General features: G+C 48.3%; 16 protein-coding genes, 1 tRNA gene and 1 pseudogene. 7 read left to right on the top strand and 11 right to left on the bottom strand.

All coding sequences use genetic code 11. The features are described 5' to 3' along the window. Positions 1-17: 17 nt before the first annotated feature. From clpP to ACIDF8_RS10155, 4 genes are all read right to left on the bottom strand, one after another. Positions 18-665, bottom strand: coding sequence for an ATP-dependent Clp endopeptidase proteolytic subunit ClpP (gene clpP, locus ACIDF8_RS10170; RefSeq protein WP_412010502.1), 648 nt, complete (start codon positions 663-665; stop codon positions 18-20). Between the two features lie 3 nt (positions 666-668). Then, positions 669-1979: a trigger factor gene (gene tig / locus ACIDF8_RS10165; protein WP_412010501.1), complete on the bottom strand. Its 1311-nt coding sequence runs from the start codon at positions 1977-1979 to the stop codon at positions 669-671. Positions 1980-2305: 326 nt separating this feature from the next. Then, the gene (locus tag ACIDF8_RS10160) at positions 2306-2680 is read right to left on the bottom strand and encodes a RidA family protein (protein ID WP_412010500.1); all 375 of its coding nucleotides are present in this window, start codon (positions 2678-2680) and stop codon (positions 2306-2308) included. A 179-nt stretch (positions 2681-2859) separates the two neighbouring features. After that, positions 2860-2944, bottom strand: a tRNA-Leu gene (locus tag ACIDF8_RS10155). A 166-nt stretch (positions 2945-3110) separates the two neighbouring features. On the opposite strand from ACIDF8_RS10155, the gene ACIDF8_RS10150 reads away from it, so the two are divergent. The 4 genes from ACIDF8_RS10150 to ACIDF8_RS10135 all read left to right on the top strand — a co-directional run bounded on the left by ACIDF8_RS10150 (position 3111) and on the right by ACIDF8_RS10135 (position 9013). After that, complete coding sequence (locus tag ACIDF8_RS10150; protein ID WP_412010499.1) at positions 3111-3359, top strand: hypothetical protein; 249 nt, start codon at positions 3111-3113, stop codon at positions 3357-3359. Positions 3360-3478: 119 nt separating this feature from the next. Further along, positions 3479-4798, top strand: a complete 1320-nt coding sequence (locus ACIDF8_RS10145) for a TolC family protein (protein WP_412010498.1) — start codon at positions 3479-3481, stop codon at positions 4796-4798. Positions 4799-4839: 41 nt separating this feature from the next. Then, positions 4840-5862 (top strand): hypothetical protein, encoded by a 1023-nt coding sequence (locus ACIDF8_RS10140; RefSeq protein ID WP_412010497.1) that lies wholly within the window; start codon positions 4840-4842, stop codon positions 5860-5862. A gap of 19 nt (positions 5863-5881) precedes the next feature. Continuing rightward, complete coding sequence (locus ACIDF8_RS10135) at positions 5882-9013, top strand: efflux RND transporter permease subunit (RefSeq protein WP_412010554.1); 3132 nt, start codon at positions 5882-5884, stop codon at positions 9011-9013. Between the two features lie 25 nt (positions 9014-9038). On the opposite strand, the gene ACIDF8_RS10130 is transcribed toward ACIDF8_RS10135, so the two are convergent. The 4 genes from ACIDF8_RS10130 to ACIDF8_RS10115 are packed head-to-tail and all read right to left on the bottom strand — an operon-like array spanning position 9039 to position 13247. Further along, positions 9039-9695 (bottom strand): hypothetical protein, encoded by a 657-nt coding sequence (locus tag ACIDF8_RS10130; protein WP_412010496.1) that lies wholly within the window; start codon positions 9693-9695, stop codon positions 9039-9041. 12 nt (positions 9696-9707) lie between these two features. After that, positions 9708-11135, bottom strand: coding sequence for an aminodeoxychorismate synthase component I (gene pabB, locus ACIDF8_RS10125; RefSeq protein ID WP_412010495.1), 1428 nt, complete (start codon positions 11133-11135; stop codon positions 9708-9710). Then, the gene (locus tag ACIDF8_RS10120; protein ID WP_412010494.1) at positions 11126-12184 is read right to left on the bottom strand and encodes a hydantoinase/oxoprolinase family protein; all 1059 of its coding nucleotides are present in this window, start codon (positions 12182-12184) and stop codon (positions 11126-11128) included. Before ACIDF8_RS10120 ends, pabB begins: the two co-directional genes overlap by 10 nt. Then, entirely contained in the window at positions 12171-13247 is a 1077-nt protein-coding gene (locus tag ACIDF8_RS10115; RefSeq protein WP_412010493.1) for an ATP-grasp domain-containing protein, read from the bottom strand. The genes ACIDF8_RS10120 and ACIDF8_RS10115 overlap by 14 nt, the downstream gene beginning before the upstream one ends. Between ACIDF8_RS10115 and ACIDF8_RS10110 the strand changes: the two genes are divergently transcribed. After that, positions 13242-13967 (top strand): HisA/HisF-related TIM barrel protein, encoded by a 726-nt coding sequence (locus ACIDF8_RS10110; RefSeq protein ID WP_412010492.1) that lies wholly within the window; start codon positions 13242-13244, stop codon positions 13965-13967. The two genes, ACIDF8_RS10115 and ACIDF8_RS10110, sit on opposite strands and share 6 nt — an antisense overlap. A gap of 31 nt (positions 13968-13998) precedes the next feature. Here ACIDF8_RS10110 and hxlB read toward each other — a convergent pair whose 3' ends face one another. From hxlB to tal, 3 genes are all read right to left on the bottom strand, one after another. Then, positions 13999-14535: a 6-phospho-3-hexuloisomerase gene (gene hxlB, locus ACIDF8_RS10105; protein WP_049638528.1), complete on the bottom strand. Its 537-nt coding sequence runs from the start codon at positions 14533-14535 to the stop codon at positions 13999-14001. Positions 14536-14640: 105 nt separating this feature from the next. Continuing rightward, complete coding sequence (gene hxlA, locus ACIDF8_RS10100; RefSeq protein WP_194747659.1) at positions 14641-15273, bottom strand: 3-hexulose-6-phosphate synthase; 633 nt, start codon at positions 15271-15273, stop codon at positions 14641-14643. Between the two features lie 173 nt (positions 15274-15446). Beyond that, on the bottom strand, positions 15447-16400 hold the full coding sequence (gene tal / locus ACIDF8_RS10095) for a transaldolase (protein ID WP_412010491.1): 954 nt from the start codon (positions 16398-16400) through the stop codon (positions 15447-15449). A gap of 274 nt (positions 16401-16674) precedes the next feature. On the opposite strand from tal, the gene ACIDF8_RS10090 reads away from it, so the two are divergent. Both ACIDF8_RS10090 and ACIDF8_RS10085 read left to right on the top strand, forming a co-directional pair. Then, on the top strand, positions 16675-17826 hold the full coding sequence (locus ACIDF8_RS10090) for an aromatic ring-hydroxylating oxygenase subunit alpha (protein WP_412010490.1): 1152 nt from the start codon (positions 16675-16677) through the stop codon (positions 17824-17826). Between the two features lie 87 nt (positions 17827-17913). Then, positions 17914-18761 (top strand): annotated as a pseudogene (locus ACIDF8_RS10085) (DMT family transporter). Positions 18762-18812 lie beyond the last annotated feature (51 nt).

Raw genomic sequence — 18812 nt, 5'->3', positions numbered from 1 at the left:
TGCTAGTTACACGCTGATTAAGCAGCGCTACGTGCGGCAATCACCTGATCCACCAAACCATAAGCTTTGGCAGCGTCAGCACTCATAAAATTGTCACGATCGGTATCGTTGGCAATGGTTTCAATATTTTGGCCGGTATGATGCGCCATGATGCCATTCAGTTTGTCTTTAAGATACAAAATCTCTTTGGCATGGATCTCGATATCTGACGCCTGGCCCTGGAAGCCACCTAAAGGCTGGTGAATCATGACACGGGAGTTGGGCAGACAGAAACGCTTGCCTTTAGCCCCGGCAGTGAGCAAAAATGCGCCCATGCTTGCCGCCTGGCCAATACACAGGGTACTCACATCCGGTTTGATAAACTGCATGGTGTCATAAATAGACATCCCAGCAGTCACCGAACCGCCTGGAGAGTTGATATACAGAGAGATATCTTTGTCAGGGTTTTCAGCTTCGAGGAACAGCAACTGCGCCACAACCAGATTGGCGGTCATGTCATTCACAGGACCCACCAAAAAAATCACACGCTCTTTAAGTAATCGCGAGTAGATGTCATATGAACGCTCACCCCGGCCACTTTGCTCGATGACCATGGGAATGTATCCCAGACCTTGTGGCTCCATACGTTGTTGCATCATGCCTTCGTTCGCGTTCATATAATTCATGGTTTAAGCACCTGCCATCATCAATTCATCAAATTTAATTTTTTTGTTTGTCACTTTGGCTTTGTCCAACACCCAGGCAACCACATTTTCTTCCGTTGCCAAAGCGGCGGGCTCGTCCAGACGCTTCACATCTGCATAATACCAGTTGACCAGCTCATCTGGCTTCTCAAAGCTTTGCGCGAAAGTATCTACCATCGCACGCACTTGATCCGCGTTTGCCTGCAAGTTGTTGGCATTCACTAATTCAGTCAACACTAAACGCAATTTGGCATTGCGCTGTGCCTGCGACTCAAATACTGAAGGCTCCATTGGTACCTGGGCAGGATCAACGCCGCGCTGACGCAGGTTTTGTGCTGCCACCTGCATCAAACGATTGGTCTCAGCCGTCACTACTGCTTTAGGCAATTCAAAGCTGCTCTCGTCAACCAACGCTTGGAATACAGACTCTTTGACCCGCGCCTTAATACGTTTGTCAACCTCTTGCTCCAAGCTTTGCTTGATCTCAGCCTTCATGGTGTCGATGTTGCCATCTTCCACCCCCAGGCTTTTCGCAAACTCAGCATCCACTTCAGGGTAAACTGGCTGTGACACAGACACAAACTTTACTGCATATGAAACCGTTTTACCCGCTAACTGCGCTGGATTGTGATCTTCCGGGTAAGTGATCTCAAATGTTTTTTCATTACCGGCTTTGCTACCGATCAACGCATCATCAAACTCTTTCACGCGGCCTGGTTCACCAATTACAAGATCAATCCCGCGGTCGCCAGTACTTTCAACCTGTTCGCCATCAATAGAGGCAGTCAAAGTAATGTTAATGCGGTCGCCTTTTTTCGACATGCGTTTTACCGGCTCGTAGCTCACGCGCTGCTTCACCAATACGTCTAATGTTTTTTCAACATCCGCATCGGTCAATTCCAAGGTAGGACGCTCAATTTTGACTTTACTCAAGTCGCCCAGTTGCACTTCCGGAAAAATTTCGAAAGTAGCAATGTATTCAAACTCTTCAGCAGCATCTTTAAAAGGAATGTGCTCAATATTCGGGAAGCCTGCCACACGCAACTGATTCTGCTCTACGGCTTCACCAAAGCTGGTTTCCACCGCTTTGGAGTAAATCTCATCACGCACCTGATTGCCGTAATGCTGGTTAACCAAGCCGATTGGCGCTTTGCCCGGACGGAAACCAGCAAACTTGGCGGTACGGGAAATTTGCTGTAAACGTTGTCTGATTTGCCCTTCCAATGGTGCCAAAGGGACTTTGATTGTCATGCGACGTTCCAAGTTGCTGACTGTTTCAACAGATACTGCTGCCATGCTGAACTTCCTGTAAAAATCGTTATTAAACGATGGGTTATGTAAGTGGGCGCCGTTGAATGCGCATTTAATAATGTTTTCACACAACCTGACCACACTCTAATGGCTAAAGCCGGCGATCAAATGATGAAAAAAGAGCGTAAAAATATAACACAACTCTTAATTGAAATAAACTTAAAGCCAGTTTAGCGCGGTGCCGAATAACAACGCCACGCAAGACTGTGGATTTAAACTAACACGCTCACCCATTACCCATTAAATAATCGCTCAACATATTTAAAAAATGGGGATATCCGTTTGAATTGCAAGCCGTGCAGCTAAAGCAATTAAGCCAGCGCAACAATCGCCTCAATCTCAACCAATACATCGCGTGGCAACTTGGCTACTTGTACGGTAGAGCGTGCTGGCGTATGCGTCGCAAATACCTCAGCATACACTTGGTTCATGGCGACGAAATCATCCAGATTTTTCAAAAACACGGTCGTTTTAACCACTTGCTGCAAACTGCCGCCTGCGGCCTCAATGATCGCCTGCAAATTTGCCAGCACCTGACGCGTTTGTGTCTCGATGTCGCCATCATTCAAACTACCATCCGGGCGCAATGCAATTTGCCCTGAGGTATATAACATATTCCCCACCACTACCCCTTGCGCATAAGGGCCAATGGCAGCTGGTGCATTCGCTGTTTGTACAATATTCATTCCTTATTCCTTCCCGCGAGATCAACTAAACTAAATGATTTAACCAACTCTACCTGTAGCGTGTCTATTCGAAGATTTTTAAATTTAAGAATGTTCGCAATTTTGCAAATGCTCAAAACAACAAAGGCCTCCGCGAAGGAAGCCTTTATTTTAAATCCCCGACCATTGACTTGGTGAGGTGGTGCGAAAGGAGAGACTCGAACTCTCACGCCGCGAGGCGCTGGAACCTAAATCCAGTGCGTCTACCAATTTCGCCACTTTCGCTTAATTAGCATCAATATACTAATCCAGAGATTATACTGCATTTTGCCCGCTCAAGGTAAGTCCTTAATAAACAGAATGTCTGCGACTAGTGGCATATGCAATTGAGGATTGACAAGCCGAAGACAGAGCTTCAAGATTCGAGGCTTGGTTCTTAAAGATTAAAACTATGAAACAACACCCTAACAGTCCAGAAGATACTTTATTACGCGCCGAGCTGGAGTTATTGATGAAAGAGCGCGATATATTGCTAAAAATTACAGGCATAGCCGCAGGGTTAATTGCTGAGTTGAATACAACCGATCTCCCCATTAGAACGGTAGAAGCTGCAGACCTACTCGCGACAACCATTAACCAGCTGCCAGAAGATCTATTAAAAGATGCGTTAAACGCAGTACATGCAAGCATCGTAGACTAATTAAATAGATCACTTAAAACAGCATGCGGAGATATGTAATTTTTATTACGATTGCATTGTCTGCGTGCTTTCAAACCTATCAAGCGAAGCCATTAAAACCTGAATTAAGCAGTCGCGATTTGCTTGACGCTTCTCCAGAACAAACAGGTTTTAAAGAGTACGTGACCTCACAAATGCCAGCGGTTGGCTGGCCAGTTAAGCGTTGGGACATCAACTCCCTGACCGCAGCGGCAATATTCTTTCACCCCTCACTCAAGGTCGTAAAATCAAATTACGACGTTGCGATTGCTGATTTGATGGTCGCTGGATTGAAACCGCAACCAGGCTTTAATGCGCTTGTTTCCAGAAGCAATAAAACCTCGGACGAAGTTGATCCGTCCTCCAATGTCGTTGGATTTAGCATTCCTATCGTTACCGCGGGTAAAACCGAGATCGCTCAGGAAATCGCCAAGCATCAAGTCAATGTTGCAGAGATTCAAATTGGCGAAGCGGCTTGGGGATTGAGAAACCAGCTGTCTTTGGATCTGATTGATCGTGCTGAAAAACAGGCGATGATTGCAAATATAGTCAAGCTGAAAAATGTTCAAACAGCGTTACTTGATGCCTATCGGAAACGCCTTCAGGCAGGCATGATAGGCAAGTCTGAAATATTGACAATACAATTGCAATACGACCAGACCGCCTCGCAATTACAACAAATGCAATCTTCATTAGCTCTGATCGAGCAGAAAGTCATGCATGATGCAGGGCTCAGCGATGAACAGCAATCCAAAATAAACATCCAGTCTTTTGATATGGATGAACCTTTACGCAAAACAAACCAATACAAGTCATTATTGAAGTCTGCAGCCAGTATTCGTAAAGAAGCACTGATTAACCGCATGGACATACAACGCTCTTTAGCCATGTATGCCCAAGCAGAATCTAAATTAAAACTGCAAATTGCCAAGCAATATCCCAATGTCTCGATTGATCCCGGCATTGAGTTTTCTTTTGGTGATTTTATTTGGATGTTAGGCATCAACTCGCTGATCAGCACGGCCAGTTATAACGACACCATGAGAAAACAGGCCGAGCAGATCCGTGAAAACGAAGCCGCTAAATTTTACGCGCTTCAATACCAAGTCATTACTTTATCTGAGCAGTCTTACAAAAAATACATACAATCTGCTCAAATTTTGATACAAACGATCCATGACACTCAAGACCAACCAAAAAGAATGCAGCTACTAGAACGTCAGTGGAAAGCTGGATTAATCGACAAAGTCGAATGGCTGCAATCTCAAGTGCAGTTTTACATTAATGATCAACGCTTGATCATGCAAAAGTCTGCGGTGCTAAGAGCATTACTAGACATTGAAAATGCAATCCAAAAGCCATTTTTGCTTGCAGATCAAGGCCTACCCAATCAAATTACTCCAAAATTCGTGACCCCATGAGAATAAACAAAACGCACGTACTCATTGGAGTACAAACTATTTTGATTATTTTGCTATTTTGGATCATTGCTTTTCTCGGGCAGGATGAATATGCCTCCAGACAAAATCAAGAGGATGAAGCGTTAGAAAGCCCCTCCAGGGTCAGCACGAAAAACGGCCTGCAAACCGTAGAACTCAGCCAGGCAGCACAAAAAAACAGTGGCATTCAAGTACAACCGTTGCAGATGTATGAATACCAGGACAATATTAAAGTGCTAGGGACGGTCATTTCCATCCAGCCGCTGATTGATTACAACAGTCAGTACCAGGCATTGAAGTCACAACTGGAGTTAGCGCAAAGCACCCTGCCTAATCACATGGCGCAGTACAAACGTTTTAAGTTACTAAATGAAGATGATAAAAACGTCTCAGACAAAGTGGTGCAAGATGCTTATGCCGTTGTGCAAAATAACCAGACGCAAATTGACACTGCAAAATCACAACTTAAAGCATTAAATGACAGAATTATCGCCCAGTGGGGGGAGGAATTAGTCACCTTGGTCACGCGTGACAACAACTCCAGCCAGTTGCATGATTTGCTGGTACAAAAAAGAGTACTTGTTCAGGTGAGCTTCCCTCTCAGTTATAAAGCCCCTTCCAAAAACTCCACCATTAACATTACGCCGATCCATGAAAGTGTAAAACCACTGCAAGCGAGTTATGTTTCCCAATCTTTGCAAACGGATATGAGCAATATCGGTAAAACCTACTTTTACAGTGCACCGGCGGATTACTTGCGTATCGGGATGCGTGTCAACGTCATTCCCAAAGAGGCTGCAGACAGCATTAAAAAAGGCGTGCATATCCCGAACTCTGCGATTGTCTGGCATGGCGGGATGGCGTGGATTTACGTCAAGACCAAACCGCAAACATTCTTAAGGAAACCTATCGCAGCAGACACCGAAATTGAAGATGGCTGGTTCGACCAGAACTTTCAACCTGGGACGGAAATTGTGACAAAGGGCGCACAGCTGCTGCTCTCTGAAGAACTGAAATTCTCGATTAAAAACGAGAATGACGACTGACAGACACAGGTTAAGTTAAATCATGACCGCACTCGTAAGGTTTGCAATTCGTTATTACGGCGTAATGATCGGGCTTGCTGTCCTGATCATCGTCTATGGCAGCTACAGTATTTCCCAAAGCAATCTGGATGTATTTCCAGAATTTGCACCGACCCAAGTGGTTATCCAGACAGAGTCACCAGGCTTGTCGGCGAGCCTAGTTGAAAAGCTGGTAACACAACCGGTTGAGAATAGTATTGCAGGCTCCATCGGGATCAAAAGTCTCCGCTCACAGTCCATCCCTGGACTTTCTATTGTGACGGTTATTTTTAAAGAAGAAAATAATATCTACCGGAACCGGCAAATTATTGCCGAACACTTGAATACATTAGTCGGGCAGCTCCCCCCCGGCATTGTCCCTAACATCACCCCCCTCACCTCTTCAGCCAGTACCGTGATGGGCCTGGGTCTGACCTCAAACTCAAAATCGTTGATGGAGCTGCGCACACTGGTGGACTGGAGCATCGTGCCGCACCTGTTGTCTGTCGCTGGTGTCGCCGACGTCAATGTCTACGGGGGGGATATCCGCCAGTTCCAGATCAAGGTCGATCCGGAAAAACTAATTCTTTATCAGTTAAATATCCAGGATGTCGTCAATGCCGCAAAAAGAGCCACGGGCGTCAGTGGTGCGGGATATATTCAAAGCGACAACCAGCGGATCATCCTAAGTAGCCAGGGCCAATCTACCAACCCGACGAAAATCGCTAATATCACACTGGTAAGAAAACAGGGACGTACCATTCGCATCAGTGATGTTGCAACAGTCGTGGAGGGAAAAGCCCCTTCGATTAGCGCGTCCTCCATTAATGGCAAGCCTGGAATATATCTGTCGGTTCAGGGACAACTGGGCGCGAATACCCATGCCGTCACCAAGTCACTTGAGCAAGCGATCCAGTCGCTCAAACCCATGTTGGCTGCAGAAAAGGCACATTTGCATGAAGGACTGTTTCGTCCGGCAAACTTCATTGAATCCGCCATTGACGGTCTGCAGAATGACATTCTGATTGGCTCTATTCTAGTCGTTGGGATTTTGTTTGTATTTTTGTTCAATATCCGGACAGCGATTATTTCAGCCACGGCGATTCCACTGTCATTATTAACTGCCACCATTGTCCTGCATAAATTTGGGGTGGGATTGAATATTATGGTTCTTGGTGGTTTAGCCATTGCGTTAGGCGAAGTGGTTGACGATGCGATTATCGATACTGAAAATATTTTTCGCCGCCTGCGGGAAAACCGCTTACTCAGCCAACCTAAACCCATCCACCAGGTGGTGTTTAATGCCTCAATCGAGGTGCGCAGCTCAGTGGTCTATGCCACCATTATTGTGGCATTGGTCTTTCTGCCGTTATTAACGCTTGGAGGGGTGGCAGGGAAGCTATTCGCCCCCCTTGGCTATGCTTATATTTCAGCGATTTTGGCATCATTGGCCGTTGCACTCACCATCACCCCTGCCCTCTGCTATGCCTTACTCGGCAAAGCAAACCTGGACACGGAAGATGCGCCAGTCATCCACAAACTCAAGCAGCGCTACCACGGTCTGTTAACGAAAATTGAGCATCATCATACAAAAATCCTGATAGGCAGCTTTATCACTATCCTCCTTGGCCTAGGCTTGTTACCTTTTTTTAAGAGCCAGTTTATCCCGGCCTTGCATGAAGGTCATTTCATTATGCATATGACTACTGTGCCTGGGACGTCTGAAACCCAATCGATACAGCTGGGGAATGCGGTCACCAAATCGTTAAGCGAGATTCCTGGGGTGAAATCAATCGCACAATGGGCAGGCAGGGCGCCACATGCAGCAGATACCTTTGGTACGCATTACAGTGAATTTGAAATCGAAATTGGAACGCTATCTGGTAAAAAACAGGATCGCATCCTTCAGGAAATCCGCGAAGAAATTACTGGAGAATCAGTAGACTCTGACAATGACAACAGGGCAGAAACGGGATTTGTCGGCTCAAACTTTGCGATTAATACCTTTTTGACTGAGCGCATTGAAGAAACCATTTCTGGCTATGCGGCCGGGCTAGTCATCAATGTCTTTGGGCAAGACCTTGATGCCCTGGACAGGGATGCCCAGAAAGTCGCTCGGCTAATTAGCAAAGTCAAAGGGGTGAAGGATGTCATGATCCAGTCCCCGCCCGGTACGCCAGAAATTGTGATTCGCCTGAAACAGGACAGGCTCACGGTTTGGGGATTACAACCTATGGATATCCTGGATACCATACGCGCGTGTTATGAAAGCCTGCCAGTGAATCAGGTATTCATCGGGAACCGCCCGGTAGGTGTGAGCGTATTACTCAATGATGAGTCACGCGATGACATCGGCGATATGCGCAATATTCCGATTTTCAATAGCGAAGGACAGATGTTAAAACTCTCGGATGTAGCCTACATTCAGCAGGAAAATGGACGCTCTAAAATATTGCATTCAGGTGCGAAGCGTATCCAGACCATTACTGCCAATATAGGTGGACGAGATCAGGCAATGATCATGCATGATTTAAAAGATACTTTAAAAAAGGACTTACATTTAGAGGCTGGCAACTACCTCGAAATGTCCGGTGAATCTGAAGAGAATGCCCAGTCTCGTAAAGACTTGATTGTCCATGCACTGATTGCGGGTGTGGCCATATTCCTCATTCTCTATATTGCATTTGGCAGGCTACGGAATCTTTTACTCACTTTTGTAAACCTCCCTTTCGCTTTACTGGGTGGAATGATTGCCGCATTTTTCACTGGTGGCTGGATCTCGGTGGGCTCTATGGTCGGTTTCGTCACCTTATTCGGTATTACTTTGCGTAACTCGATTATGATGGTGTCTCATTTCCAGCATCTGGTAGACCATGAGGGCTGTGAATGGAATCTGGAAACCTGTATTCGTGGCGCTTCAGAGCGGCTGCCGTCCGTATTGATGACTGCATTAGTAACGGCGTTAGGATTATTACCTCTTGCGATTGGGAGCGGCGAGCCAGGCCGCGAAATTGAAGGTCCAATGGCGACGATTATTGTCGGCGGATTGGTATCATCCACCATTCTCAACCTGCTGATTTTACCTACCATCATGTTGCATTTTGGCCGGTTTGAGAAAGCGGTACATACCTAAGCAGGCTAGCCGCATGTATTGCCATTCACATACTCAATACGCCGCTACGTGCAAGCTGACTTGCATCAAACCCTGACTCGCAAAGCGTATAGTGGCTTTGATGCATTACCCAAGTGCGATAGCGCGCCTGATTTAAAAATGACGTCAAGCCTGTATCCATAATCCCCATGTCCTGCAATTCAGGCAGCGTCAGCCTTAAGTTGAGCGCTTTTAAACGCTCGTCTGATTTGACCATTAACAGCTGACAGGCATCCAACTGCAAAGCCAACCAGGCAGCCAGGCTATCTGAAGTGATATCCCAACTCTGTGGTAGAGGATGTTCGGTCGCAAATGCCTGACCTAATGCCATCTCACTCGGCAACCAGACCAGGCCGCGGTGTTGCCAGCCGCGTTCGGCAATTTCAAACGGATTACGCACCAAGGTGAGTTCAGGCATCATGGCCACCAGGCTACGCGCCATCTGGTCCATGGCGTAAATTGCCAAGGCATGCGCCTGGCCATCGTCAATATGCCCTTCTGGTAGCACCGCCCGCATGCGCTGAAACTCACGTACTGCATCCGCGTATACGCCACCACCGGGGACAAGAATCACTTTTCCATCTCCCCAGCGTACAACCAGCTTCAACCACTGCATCAGACTCTCATAGTGAGTCACGCTACCACCAAGCTTGATCACCCACATTGCTTATTGACCTTATTTTTGTGTTTTAAACGCAGCAACCAGTTTGAAAAACTGCGAGGCCTTGTCAAAGGTTTCCTGATACTCCTTAGCGCAATCAGAGTCCGCAACGATTCCACCCCCGGCAAAAAAAGTCATGCGGTCTTGCGTAATTACGGCGGTCCTGATCGCAATATTGGTATCCATACAGCCATCAAAACCAATATACCCAATACTGCCGCAATAAATGCCTCGTCGATGTGGCTCCAGCTCTTCAATAATTTCCATCGCTCGCAATTTGGGGGCGCCAGTGATAGAGCCGCCTGGGAAGCAGCCACGCAACAAATCTAATGCATGAAATCCAGGTGCCAGTTGCCCTCGGACAATACTCACCAGATGATGCACATTCGTAAAACGCTGCAGTTTGAATAAGGCCTCCACCTTCACCGACCCTACCGCACAAACCTTGCCGATATCATTGCGCAACAGATCGACAATCATCAGATTCTCCGCACGGTCCTTAATGCATAGGGATAACTCCTGCGCAATCGCTGCATCTTGCACAGCATCGGGGTGGCGCGGGCGGGTGCCTTTGATCGGGCGGGTCTCGACCTGTTGATCGACGACCTGCAAAAAACGCTCTGGCGACATAGACAGGATCGCAATAGGCTGTCCGGCTTCATCTTCAACTTGCATCAAGGCCATAAATGGCGCACGGCTAAGCTGCCGGAACTGGTCGTAGGCCTCACAGGGGTCGCCGCGCACCTCAACAGCAAAGCGCTGCGCAAGGTTAATCTGGTAGCAATCCCCGGCACGGATATAGTCTTTTACCCTTGCAAAGGCCTGGGCATAAGCAGCTTGGTCCAGATTGGCCTGAACTTCACCAACCACGGCAAACGGCTCGGAATGCGGCTCGTTGGCGCCCGACATCAACCGGGCATGCAGTTGATCCAAGTCGGACCGCTCAAGATAACGCAAATGCGAAACCAGCTTGCATTGGCGTGCATGGTGATCCACCACAATCGCCCAATCATAAATCCCAACCATCAGCTCAGGCAAAGGTACATCTTGTTGCGCCAACTCAGGCAGTGACTCAATACTGCGGCCAAAATCATAAGCAAAATAGCCGAGGGCGCCTCCGGCAAAGGGGATTTCTGCGGTCCGCACAACTGGGTGCGGTTGTAACCATTGCTGAATGACCTGCAACGGGTCAGCTTCTGTACGGCTACGTTGCTGGCCGACCAGTACATCCGTATAAGGACGCCGGTGAATCACCCTCGCCACCGGCGCAGCCACCACAATATCAAAACGTGCTCCGAGGCTCATTTCCTCATCCACGCTTCCCCCCAGACCGGTCGCCTCAATCTGTCCGCTTTCGAGCAAGATCGGCCAAGTCAGGTCTCTCACCTGCTTGAACCAATGCAAGCCCTCAGCATAAGGAAGTGCCAGTGTTATCAATGCCATTGCTGCCATAACCTCGCTACTGCATAGGCAGGAAAACACACCTCTGCATCCATTTTTAAAGTTTTTTCACTAGCCGTTACCGCCACTGCCGCCGAAAAATACTGCATCCCCAACTCGTCTGCCAACTGACTCACCAGAAAACTTCCGGCCCCCAGACCCACCAAGGTAAATGGTCGGTTACCCAGTGGCTGAGTCACCGTTTGAATACTGTTTTTGATTAACTTTAACTGCGCAGTCTTAAATGCCATCGCCAGTGACTGCCAGTTAGCCGCTTCCGCATCCCCCATATCATGACCAAGCATACGCGCAATACGACGCATACTCTCCAGCTTCGATTTGCCTTGTCCATCTGCAGTGTCGGCCAGGTCCGCATTCACCGGCAACTCATCCAAAATACGGTATATATCCGCAGTTGTCGCAAAATATTCAGCGGCTATGTGCCGCGCAGCACCGCGCCAAGCAATCATCGGTCCTAAAGCCATCAGCGGCGTACGTACCACCCCGGTATAACAGAGTCCCGCATATTGCATGCGCTCGGCATCCGTCCAGCCAGCTGGCAACACCTGCCGCTGTTCGCATAAGGTCACATCGCAGGTCGTACTGCCAATATCAACCACTACAATCGCAGAATGAGGCAACGCCTCGGCCAGGCATTGTGCAGAAGCATGCCAATTCATGGAAGCAATCGCTGAAGCTTTGCCGCCAACCTCGGTGGTGAACGCCCCTCCCGTTTCTTTGGTCGCCTGATAAAAATGGGCAGCAGGCAAATGCCGATTGACGGTTGCAGCAATCGCCAGAACACCTTGCGGCCGGTTCTCAAATAAATCGACCAGCTCACCGGTCATGGTCACCACATGGTCACAGGCCTCTGCTGATAATTGCCAGCTCTGCAAAAGCTGTGTGATGGCGTTTTCCAGGAGCGGCAGGCCTTTCCATAGTGCACATGCCTGCTGCGAGACCTTAAGCACCTGACCATCTGCATCCAACAGCACGGCTTTCACATGTGCGCCGCCAATATCCCATCCAATGACAGGTTTAGACCCGGTCATATTCCCCCTCTTGATGACTGTTTAACGAAAGCCGCACGGTAGACTCCGCTATGCAATCTGGTAACTTGTTATTCAATACGGCCTCCAAAATCATGGCTGCTGGATTCTGGGATAGAACTTGAGATAAAGCAATGTAAGGCGTGGTTAACCGTGGATTCACTTCAACCAGGACTAATTCGCCTGTTTCTTTCAAAATCATATCAGCGCCCCAATAGCCAACCAAACCAGGAATCGCCCGCTGAACCTGCTCGGCCAGCCGTTGCATCGCATTTAACTGACCCGCAGCCTCATTTACACCGGCTCCACTAAAAATAAATTCGCCGTTGATAATCTCTACTTGCTGGCGGTGGGCGGCGATCACTTTCACTGCGTTATTGGTAGCAATGACCGACATGCTCAAGGCTGCCCCCGGCACATAAGGCTGCAGTAAAAAACGCGACGACTGCAACAAAGAATTATTTTTTAAATTATGATTAAATTCAATAACTTCAGATTTATTTTTAAAGTAAAAAGTGGCTTCACATCCTGCGCCATCCTCTGGCTTCACCACCCAACCATGCTGATTTTCTTGGTCATCCCAAGGCAACGCTTCAAAATCTTTAACCTCCGCCAACATGACATGCGGCAATACGGCCACGCCTGCAGCGCGACAACGTTCCGCCATCCGTGCTTTGCTGGTTGTGTCTTCAATCGCCTGCGCGGAACACCCTATCCAAGGCAAGCCCAGCGCTTGCACTTGCTGACATAAGTCATGCAACACACCATCGGTCTCGGGGGCAATAACCCAACAGGCATCCACAGCCGATTGCGCAAGTTGTTGTTGCCAAACGGAATTGGCACCATCAAGCGGGCCTATTGCTACACTTTGCGCATGCATAGGTGGCATCACGCGATAATCATGGCTAGTGATACAATCCACGCCAAGTGCAGCCAGATTGGCTAGCAAGGCGTCACGCATCAGCAAGCCTTCCTGTAACAAACTGGCGGGCAACGTTTCTGAAGCCAAGCCGCCCGCGCTGATATATTCACAAACCCAGATTTTGAAACGAGTGGTATTTTGCATATTATTCCCGTCATCGATTTGATGCATGGCCAGGTGGTTCAGGCCATACAAGGTCAGCGTCAGCATTACCGCCCTATTCAATCCCAGCTGACTGACAGCCATACACTGATCGATATCGTGGCAGCTATTTTACAAGTTTATCCGTTTGACTGCCTGTATATTGCGGATTTAAATGCCATCACCAGACAGGAAACACGCCCTAACCACCTTACACTGATCGAACAAGCCATGGCCGAGTTCCCACAATTAAATTGGTGGATAGATGCAGGCTTTCAACATGCCAAGGAGCTAATGTCATGGCAATCCGCCAGCATGACGCCCATTTTGGCCAGTGAGTCCATGCCAGATACCCAAACCTATGCCCAAATGCGGCAAATCTGTCCGAGTAGCGTGCTCTCACTGGATTTTTTTAGAGATGGGTTTCATGGGCCGGCCGAACTGCTCTCGTCGCCACAACAATGGACACAACCTACCATCATCATGAGTTTGCCAAAGGTCGGCGCCAATCTCGGCCCAGACTATACGCAACTGGCCACACTCAAAACGCAGCATCCGCAGCATGCTTTATATGCTGCAGGTGGTGTACGCCACGCACAAGATATTGAAACCTTATCGCAAGCTGGCGCCAAAGGCGTCTTGATCGCCAGTGCATTGCATCAAAAACAACTCACCCAGCAAGATTTGATGCACTGGGGGGATATAAAAAAACCGGTCGCATGACCGGTTTTTTTATAGGTACATCCTTGAAAGCTTATTCAAGGTTTGCGTGCAATGCGCGCATACCTTCTTCAGTCAGGCCTTTGGCGTGAATCAATTCAGAGATTGCACCTTCCAAGAATACCAGTGTGGACAGCTCAAACTGACCACCCATAGGCATACCTTTCACCAGTGGGAAGCTGTCATCCTGACCAATTTGAATCACCAGGTCAGCCACATCTGCCATTGGTGAAGATTTCTTCATGGAAATGACAACCAATTTAGCGCCCACTTCTTTGGCTTTTTTCACAAATGGCAGCAAGGTCGCTGTACCACCGGAACCAGAAACCAATACCAGCAAGTCACCTTTTTTGATGGCTGGAGTCACGACTTCACCGATCATGTAAACGCTATAACCGGAGTGAACCAAACGCATGGCAAAAAAGCGTGATACCAGCAGTGAACGGCCTGCACCACCGATAAAGGTAGAACCGGCTTCATCGACCAGTTTCAGCAGCTCAGCCGCTTTTGATTTGTCGGTCACGTCCAGAATGCGTTTCAGGTTGTCCAGAATAAATTGTTGATGATCCATTTTTAAATCCTGTGTAAACATAAAATTGAATAAAAAACCCGACACATTACTGGGTCGGGTTTTTATGATCGCTAATCAATAATTGCTTATTGATGCTTAAATGAATTAAGCGTGAGCGATAGCAGTGATTTCTGCAGCAGCAGCAGCTGGGTCAGCAGCGCCGTAGATAGCAGCACCTGCAACGATGATAGTCGCGCCAGCGTCACGTACTTGAGCAGCTGTAGCAGCTTTAACGCCACCAGCAACAGAGATGTCAACACCCAGGTTCAAACCGGCAACAGCAGCCAGGTCAGCAAATGGAGTTTGACCAGCAGCTTGTTGGTCCAAACCAGTGTGGATACCGATGATGTGTGCACCAGCAGCAGCAACTTCTTTAGTTTTAGCAACTTTGTCTTCAACGCTGATCAGGTCAACTTGAGCTTTTTTGCCGTATTTGTTAGCAGCTTTGATTACGCCTTTGATTGTACCGATGTCGGATACGCCCAAAACTACGCAGATGTCAGCACCGGCTTTGTAGAATGGCTCAGACTCGTACTCACCAGCGTCCATAGTTTTCAGGTCAACCAAGATCTTGTTGTTTGGGAACTTAGCGCGCAAAGTTTCCAGCAATTTGATACCGTTGTGCTTGATGCATGGTGTACCGATTTCCAGAATGTCAACGTGTGGAGCAACTTTTTCTGCCAAAGCGATAGTTGCGTCGAAATCCAATGAGTCTAATGCCATTTGTGTTAATGCCATGTTTTTCTCCAAAAGTTAAAATTTAAATGCTATTGCTAGCGTACTACCAATTCAAGCTGGTCGCTCATAGTAAGCTCGCAGCCAAAATAAGTCAATGTTGCAGGCTTACTTATGCCTGACTTTTAAAGCCAAACGGGCAGGTCCCTGCCCGTTTGCATTATCGCATCGCGATATTACAGTTTTGCGGCTAAAGCGTCTTCCAGTTTTTTCTGGTCAGCCACGAAACCGCGAATACCTTCTGCCAATTTTTCAGTCGCCATTGCGTCTTGGTTCAACTGGAAGCGGAACTCTTCTTCTGTCAATTTGGCAGGGACTTCTTTAGTTTTGCCGCCGTCTTTCAACACTTGCGCCAAAGTCCCTTCTGTTGCTGCCAATTCTTGCAGCAGGTTTGGAGACACAGTCAGGCGGTCACAACCAGCCAGAGCGATCAGCTCGCCAGTGTTACGGAAAGAAGCACCCATCACAACAGTTTTGTAACCATGCTCTTTGTAGTACTGATAAATCGCACGAACGGAAACCACGCCTGGGTCTGTTTCTTGTGTGTACTCAGTACCGGGGTTTTTCGCTTTGTACCAGTCCAGGATACGGCCAACAAATGGGGAGATCAGGAATACACCCGCTTCAGCACAAGCACGCGCTTGGCCAAAACCGAACAACAGTGTCAGGTTACATTGGATGCCTTCTTTTTCCAGCTGCTCACCGGCCTTGATACCTTCCCAGGTAGAAGCCAGCTTGATCAGTACGCGCTCTTTGCTGATGCCAGATTCTTCGTACAATTTGATCAGTTTACGGCCTTTAGCAATCATCGCGTCGATGTTGAAAGACAGACGTGCATCCACTTCTGTAGAAATACGGCCTGGAACCACTTTAGTGATTTCAGCGCCAATCAACACAGCCAGTTTGTCTGCTGCGTTTTCAATCTGTTGCTCTTTAGAGCCGCCTTGTGCTTTAGCATAAGCAATGGCAGTTTCAATCAAGGGTGCGTATTCTGGGATTTGGCTAGCCTTCAATACCAGAGATGGGTTTGTGGTTGCGTCCACAGGTTTAACACTTTTGATTGCTTCAACATCACCAGTGTCAGCCACGATAGTTGTCATTGCTTTCAACTGATCTAATAAGTTTGCCATTCGATTGCTCCTAAAAATTGCAATTATCGTTTACGTATTGTTATACACAAAAACCTCAAACATTATAACTGAATTTATGACAGTTGGTTAAGCCCCGTTTTTGCCTTCAATGGGCGCCAGCCTTGGGTCCATACAGCACAAACCCCACATTTTTTTGATTAAAATCAAATGATTGAACCAGTTTTTTACAGTAGATAAAGGGGCGCTGACTTTTCATTTACCCCCATTTCGGGCACAATTCACCTTTTTTGCAAGTAACTTATCCGTTGGGCATATGGGCTCTGTCACCTCTTTAAACAAAGAACAAAATCAGACTCGCTTCGCACAATTACCCGTAGACTGGTATCTCAATCCGGAAATCTACGCGCTGGAGCAAGCACATTTGTTCTCATTGTTGCCTCAATACCTGGGGCATACACGTATGGTGCCAAACGCCGGAGATTACCGAACCCTGGACTGGATGCACGACGCCTTGGCCCTGGTTAACCAGCAAGGACGCCCGCAATTAATCAGCAACATTTGCCGTCACCGCCAAGCCGTCATGCTGAATGGACAAGGTAATACGCAACATATCGTCTGCCCGCTACATCGCTGGACCTATGACCTGAATGGCCAACTGCTTGGCGCCCCGCACTTTGAGCAAACCCCTTGCCTGCACCTCGAAAATCAGCCCTTGACCGAATGGCAAGGCTTGCTGTTTAAAGCCAACGAAGCTACAGGTAAGCAAAAAGGCCTGGAGATTAGCCAGGTATTAAAAGCGCTTGGTTGCAAACAGGACTTTGACTTTACCGGCTATTACTTTGATTCTGCGATTGTTGATCACTATGATTTTAACTGGAAGACTTTTATCGAAGTCTACCTCGAAGACTACCATGTCGGCCCCTTCCACCCCGGCCTGAACCAGTTTGTCGATTGCGGCGAACTGCACTGGGAATTTGGTGAGCACTACAGTGTGCAAACCGTGGGTTATAAGCCAATGCCGGATTACAGCTTGTCCCCTGTGTACAAGCATTGGCAACAAACCGTGACTGATTACCAGCAAGGACAAGCCCCTAAATACGGTGCAATCTGGTTTGTGCTTTACCCTTTTGTGATGATTGAGTGGTACCCCAATGTGTTGGTGGTCTCGCATATCATCCCCACCGGCGTCGAATCTTGCAAAAATGTGGTCGAATTTTATTATCCAGAAGATATCGCACTGTTTGAGCGCGAATATATTCAAGCACAGCAAGCCGCCTATTTTGAAACGGCGGTCGAAGATAAAGAAATTTGCCAGCGCATGCATGATGGCCGCAAAGGCTTATACCTGCTAGGCAAAGATGAACGTGGCCCTTACCAGCACCCGATGGAAACTGGCCTGGAGCATTTTCATCAATGGTATCGCCGCCAAATGGAAACGCATTTGCCGGATCACATGCTGCGTTAGGTCCACGGGTTGCCAAACTCCGAGCGTCGCAAACAAGAGCATCTAAACCGCTGGCATCCCAAATACTGGCCGCTGGGCAGCTACTGGATGCTGGTGGCCGGGCTGGGATTTGCCATCATGGGCGCATTTGTTAAAGCGGGGGCCGCCCGCTTTACCACCAGTGAATTGGTGTTTTACCGCTCGGCCTTCGGCTTTGTAATGATTGCTGCCATCGTCTACAGCCAAGGCCAGCAGATCAAGACGCCCCTCCTCAATATGCAGATGCGCAGGGCTGGTGTCGGATTCACTGCCTTGCTGCTATTTTTTATGCCATCGCCCATCTGCCGCTAGCCACCGCGATCACACTCAACTACACATCGCCCATGTTCCTCGCGCTGCTCTCCCCCTGGCTACTCACAGGTGATAAGCCGCTAACCTGGCAACAGCGGCTAAGGTTAAATAGTTGCGTCGTGGGTGGCTTTATTGGCATTTGCCTGCTCTTGCAACCCACCATTCATCACGATCAATGGCTGGCAGGGGGTGTCGGCCTGTTATCCGGCATAGGTGCAGCACTGGCCTACGTGCACGTCAAACAACTGGGGATACAAGGCGAGCCAGACTGGCGCACTGTCTTCTATTTCACACTGGTATGCACGATTGCCAGCGGTGGCTGGATGTTGATCGACCATGTCACGCCGCTACGCTGGCAAGACCTGCCATTATTGGGCGGCCTTGGCCTGTCAGCAACCCTGAGCCAACTAGCCCTCACCCGTGCTTACCGTACCGGCAACACCCTGACTGTCGCAAGCCTGGCTTATAGCACCATCGTATTTGCAACCCTGCTTGGGATCCTGTTCTGGCAAGAAACCCTGACGCTGCTTGAAACCGCAGGCATCCTGCTGATTATCGCCTTCGGTGTATTAAGTACCCGTAGCCGATCCGAAACCTCCCGCTAGACACAACCAACCGTAGACGCAATCCACCCAAGACCCAATAAAAAAGTCATC

This window comes from Methylophilus sp. 3sh_L (assembly GCF_046766015.1).
GTDB lineage: Bacteria > Pseudomonadota > Gammaproteobacteria > Burkholderiales > Methylophilaceae > Methylophilus.
Note: the sequence above shows the minus strand (reverse complement) of the source record. Positions and strands in the feature narration are given on the sequence as shown.

What these genes read in the sequence shown, in the direction of transcription:
- clpP (WP_412010502.1), bottom strand. Translation starts at nt 665, where the DNA reads ATGAATTATATGAACGCGAACGAAGGCATGATGCAACAACGTATGGAG.
- ACIDF8_RS10160 (WP_412010500.1), bottom strand. Translation starts at nt 2,680, where the DNA reads ATGAATATTGTACAAACAGCGAATGCACCAGCTGCCATTGGCCCTTAT.
- hxlA (WP_194747659.1), bottom strand. Translation starts at nt 15,273, where the DNA reads ATGGCATTAACACAAATGGCATTAGACTCATTGGATTTCGACGCAACT.
- pabB (WP_412010495.1), bottom strand. Translation starts at nt 11,135, where the DNA reads ATGGCATTGATAACACTGGCACTTCCTTATGCTGAGGGCTTGCATTGG.
- ACIDF8_RS10150 (WP_412010499.1), top strand. Translation starts at nt 3,111, where the DNA reads ATGAAACAACACCCTAACAGTCCAGAAGATACTTTATTACGCGCCGAG.
- tig (WP_412010501.1), bottom strand. Translation starts at nt 1,979, where the DNA reads ATGGCAGCAGTATCTGTTGAAACAGTCAGCAACTTGGAACGTCGCATG.
- tal (WP_412010491.1), bottom strand. Translation starts at nt 16,400, where the DNA reads ATGGCAAACTTATTAGATCAGTTGAAAGCAATGACAACTATCGTGGCT.
- ACIDF8_RS10090 (WP_412010490.1), top strand. Translation starts at nt 16,675, where the DNA reads ATGGGCTCTGTCACCTCTTTAAACAAAGAACAAAATCAGACTCGCTTC.
- ACIDF8_RS10120 (WP_412010494.1), bottom strand. Translation starts at nt 12,184, where the DNA reads ATGACCGGGTCTAAACCTGTCATTGGATGGGATATTGGCGGCGCACAT.
- hxlB (WP_049638528.1), bottom strand. Translation starts at nt 14,535, where the DNA reads ATGGATCATCAACAATTTATTCTGGACAACCTGAAACGCATTCTGGAC.
- ACIDF8_RS10115 (WP_412010493.1), bottom strand. Translation starts at nt 13,247, where the DNA reads ATGCAAAATACCACTCGTTTCAAAATCTGGGTTTGTGAATATATCAGC.
- ACIDF8_RS10130 (WP_412010496.1), bottom strand. Translation starts at nt 9,695, where the DNA reads ATGTGGGTGATCAAGCTTGGTGGTAGCGTGACTCACTATGAGAGTCTG.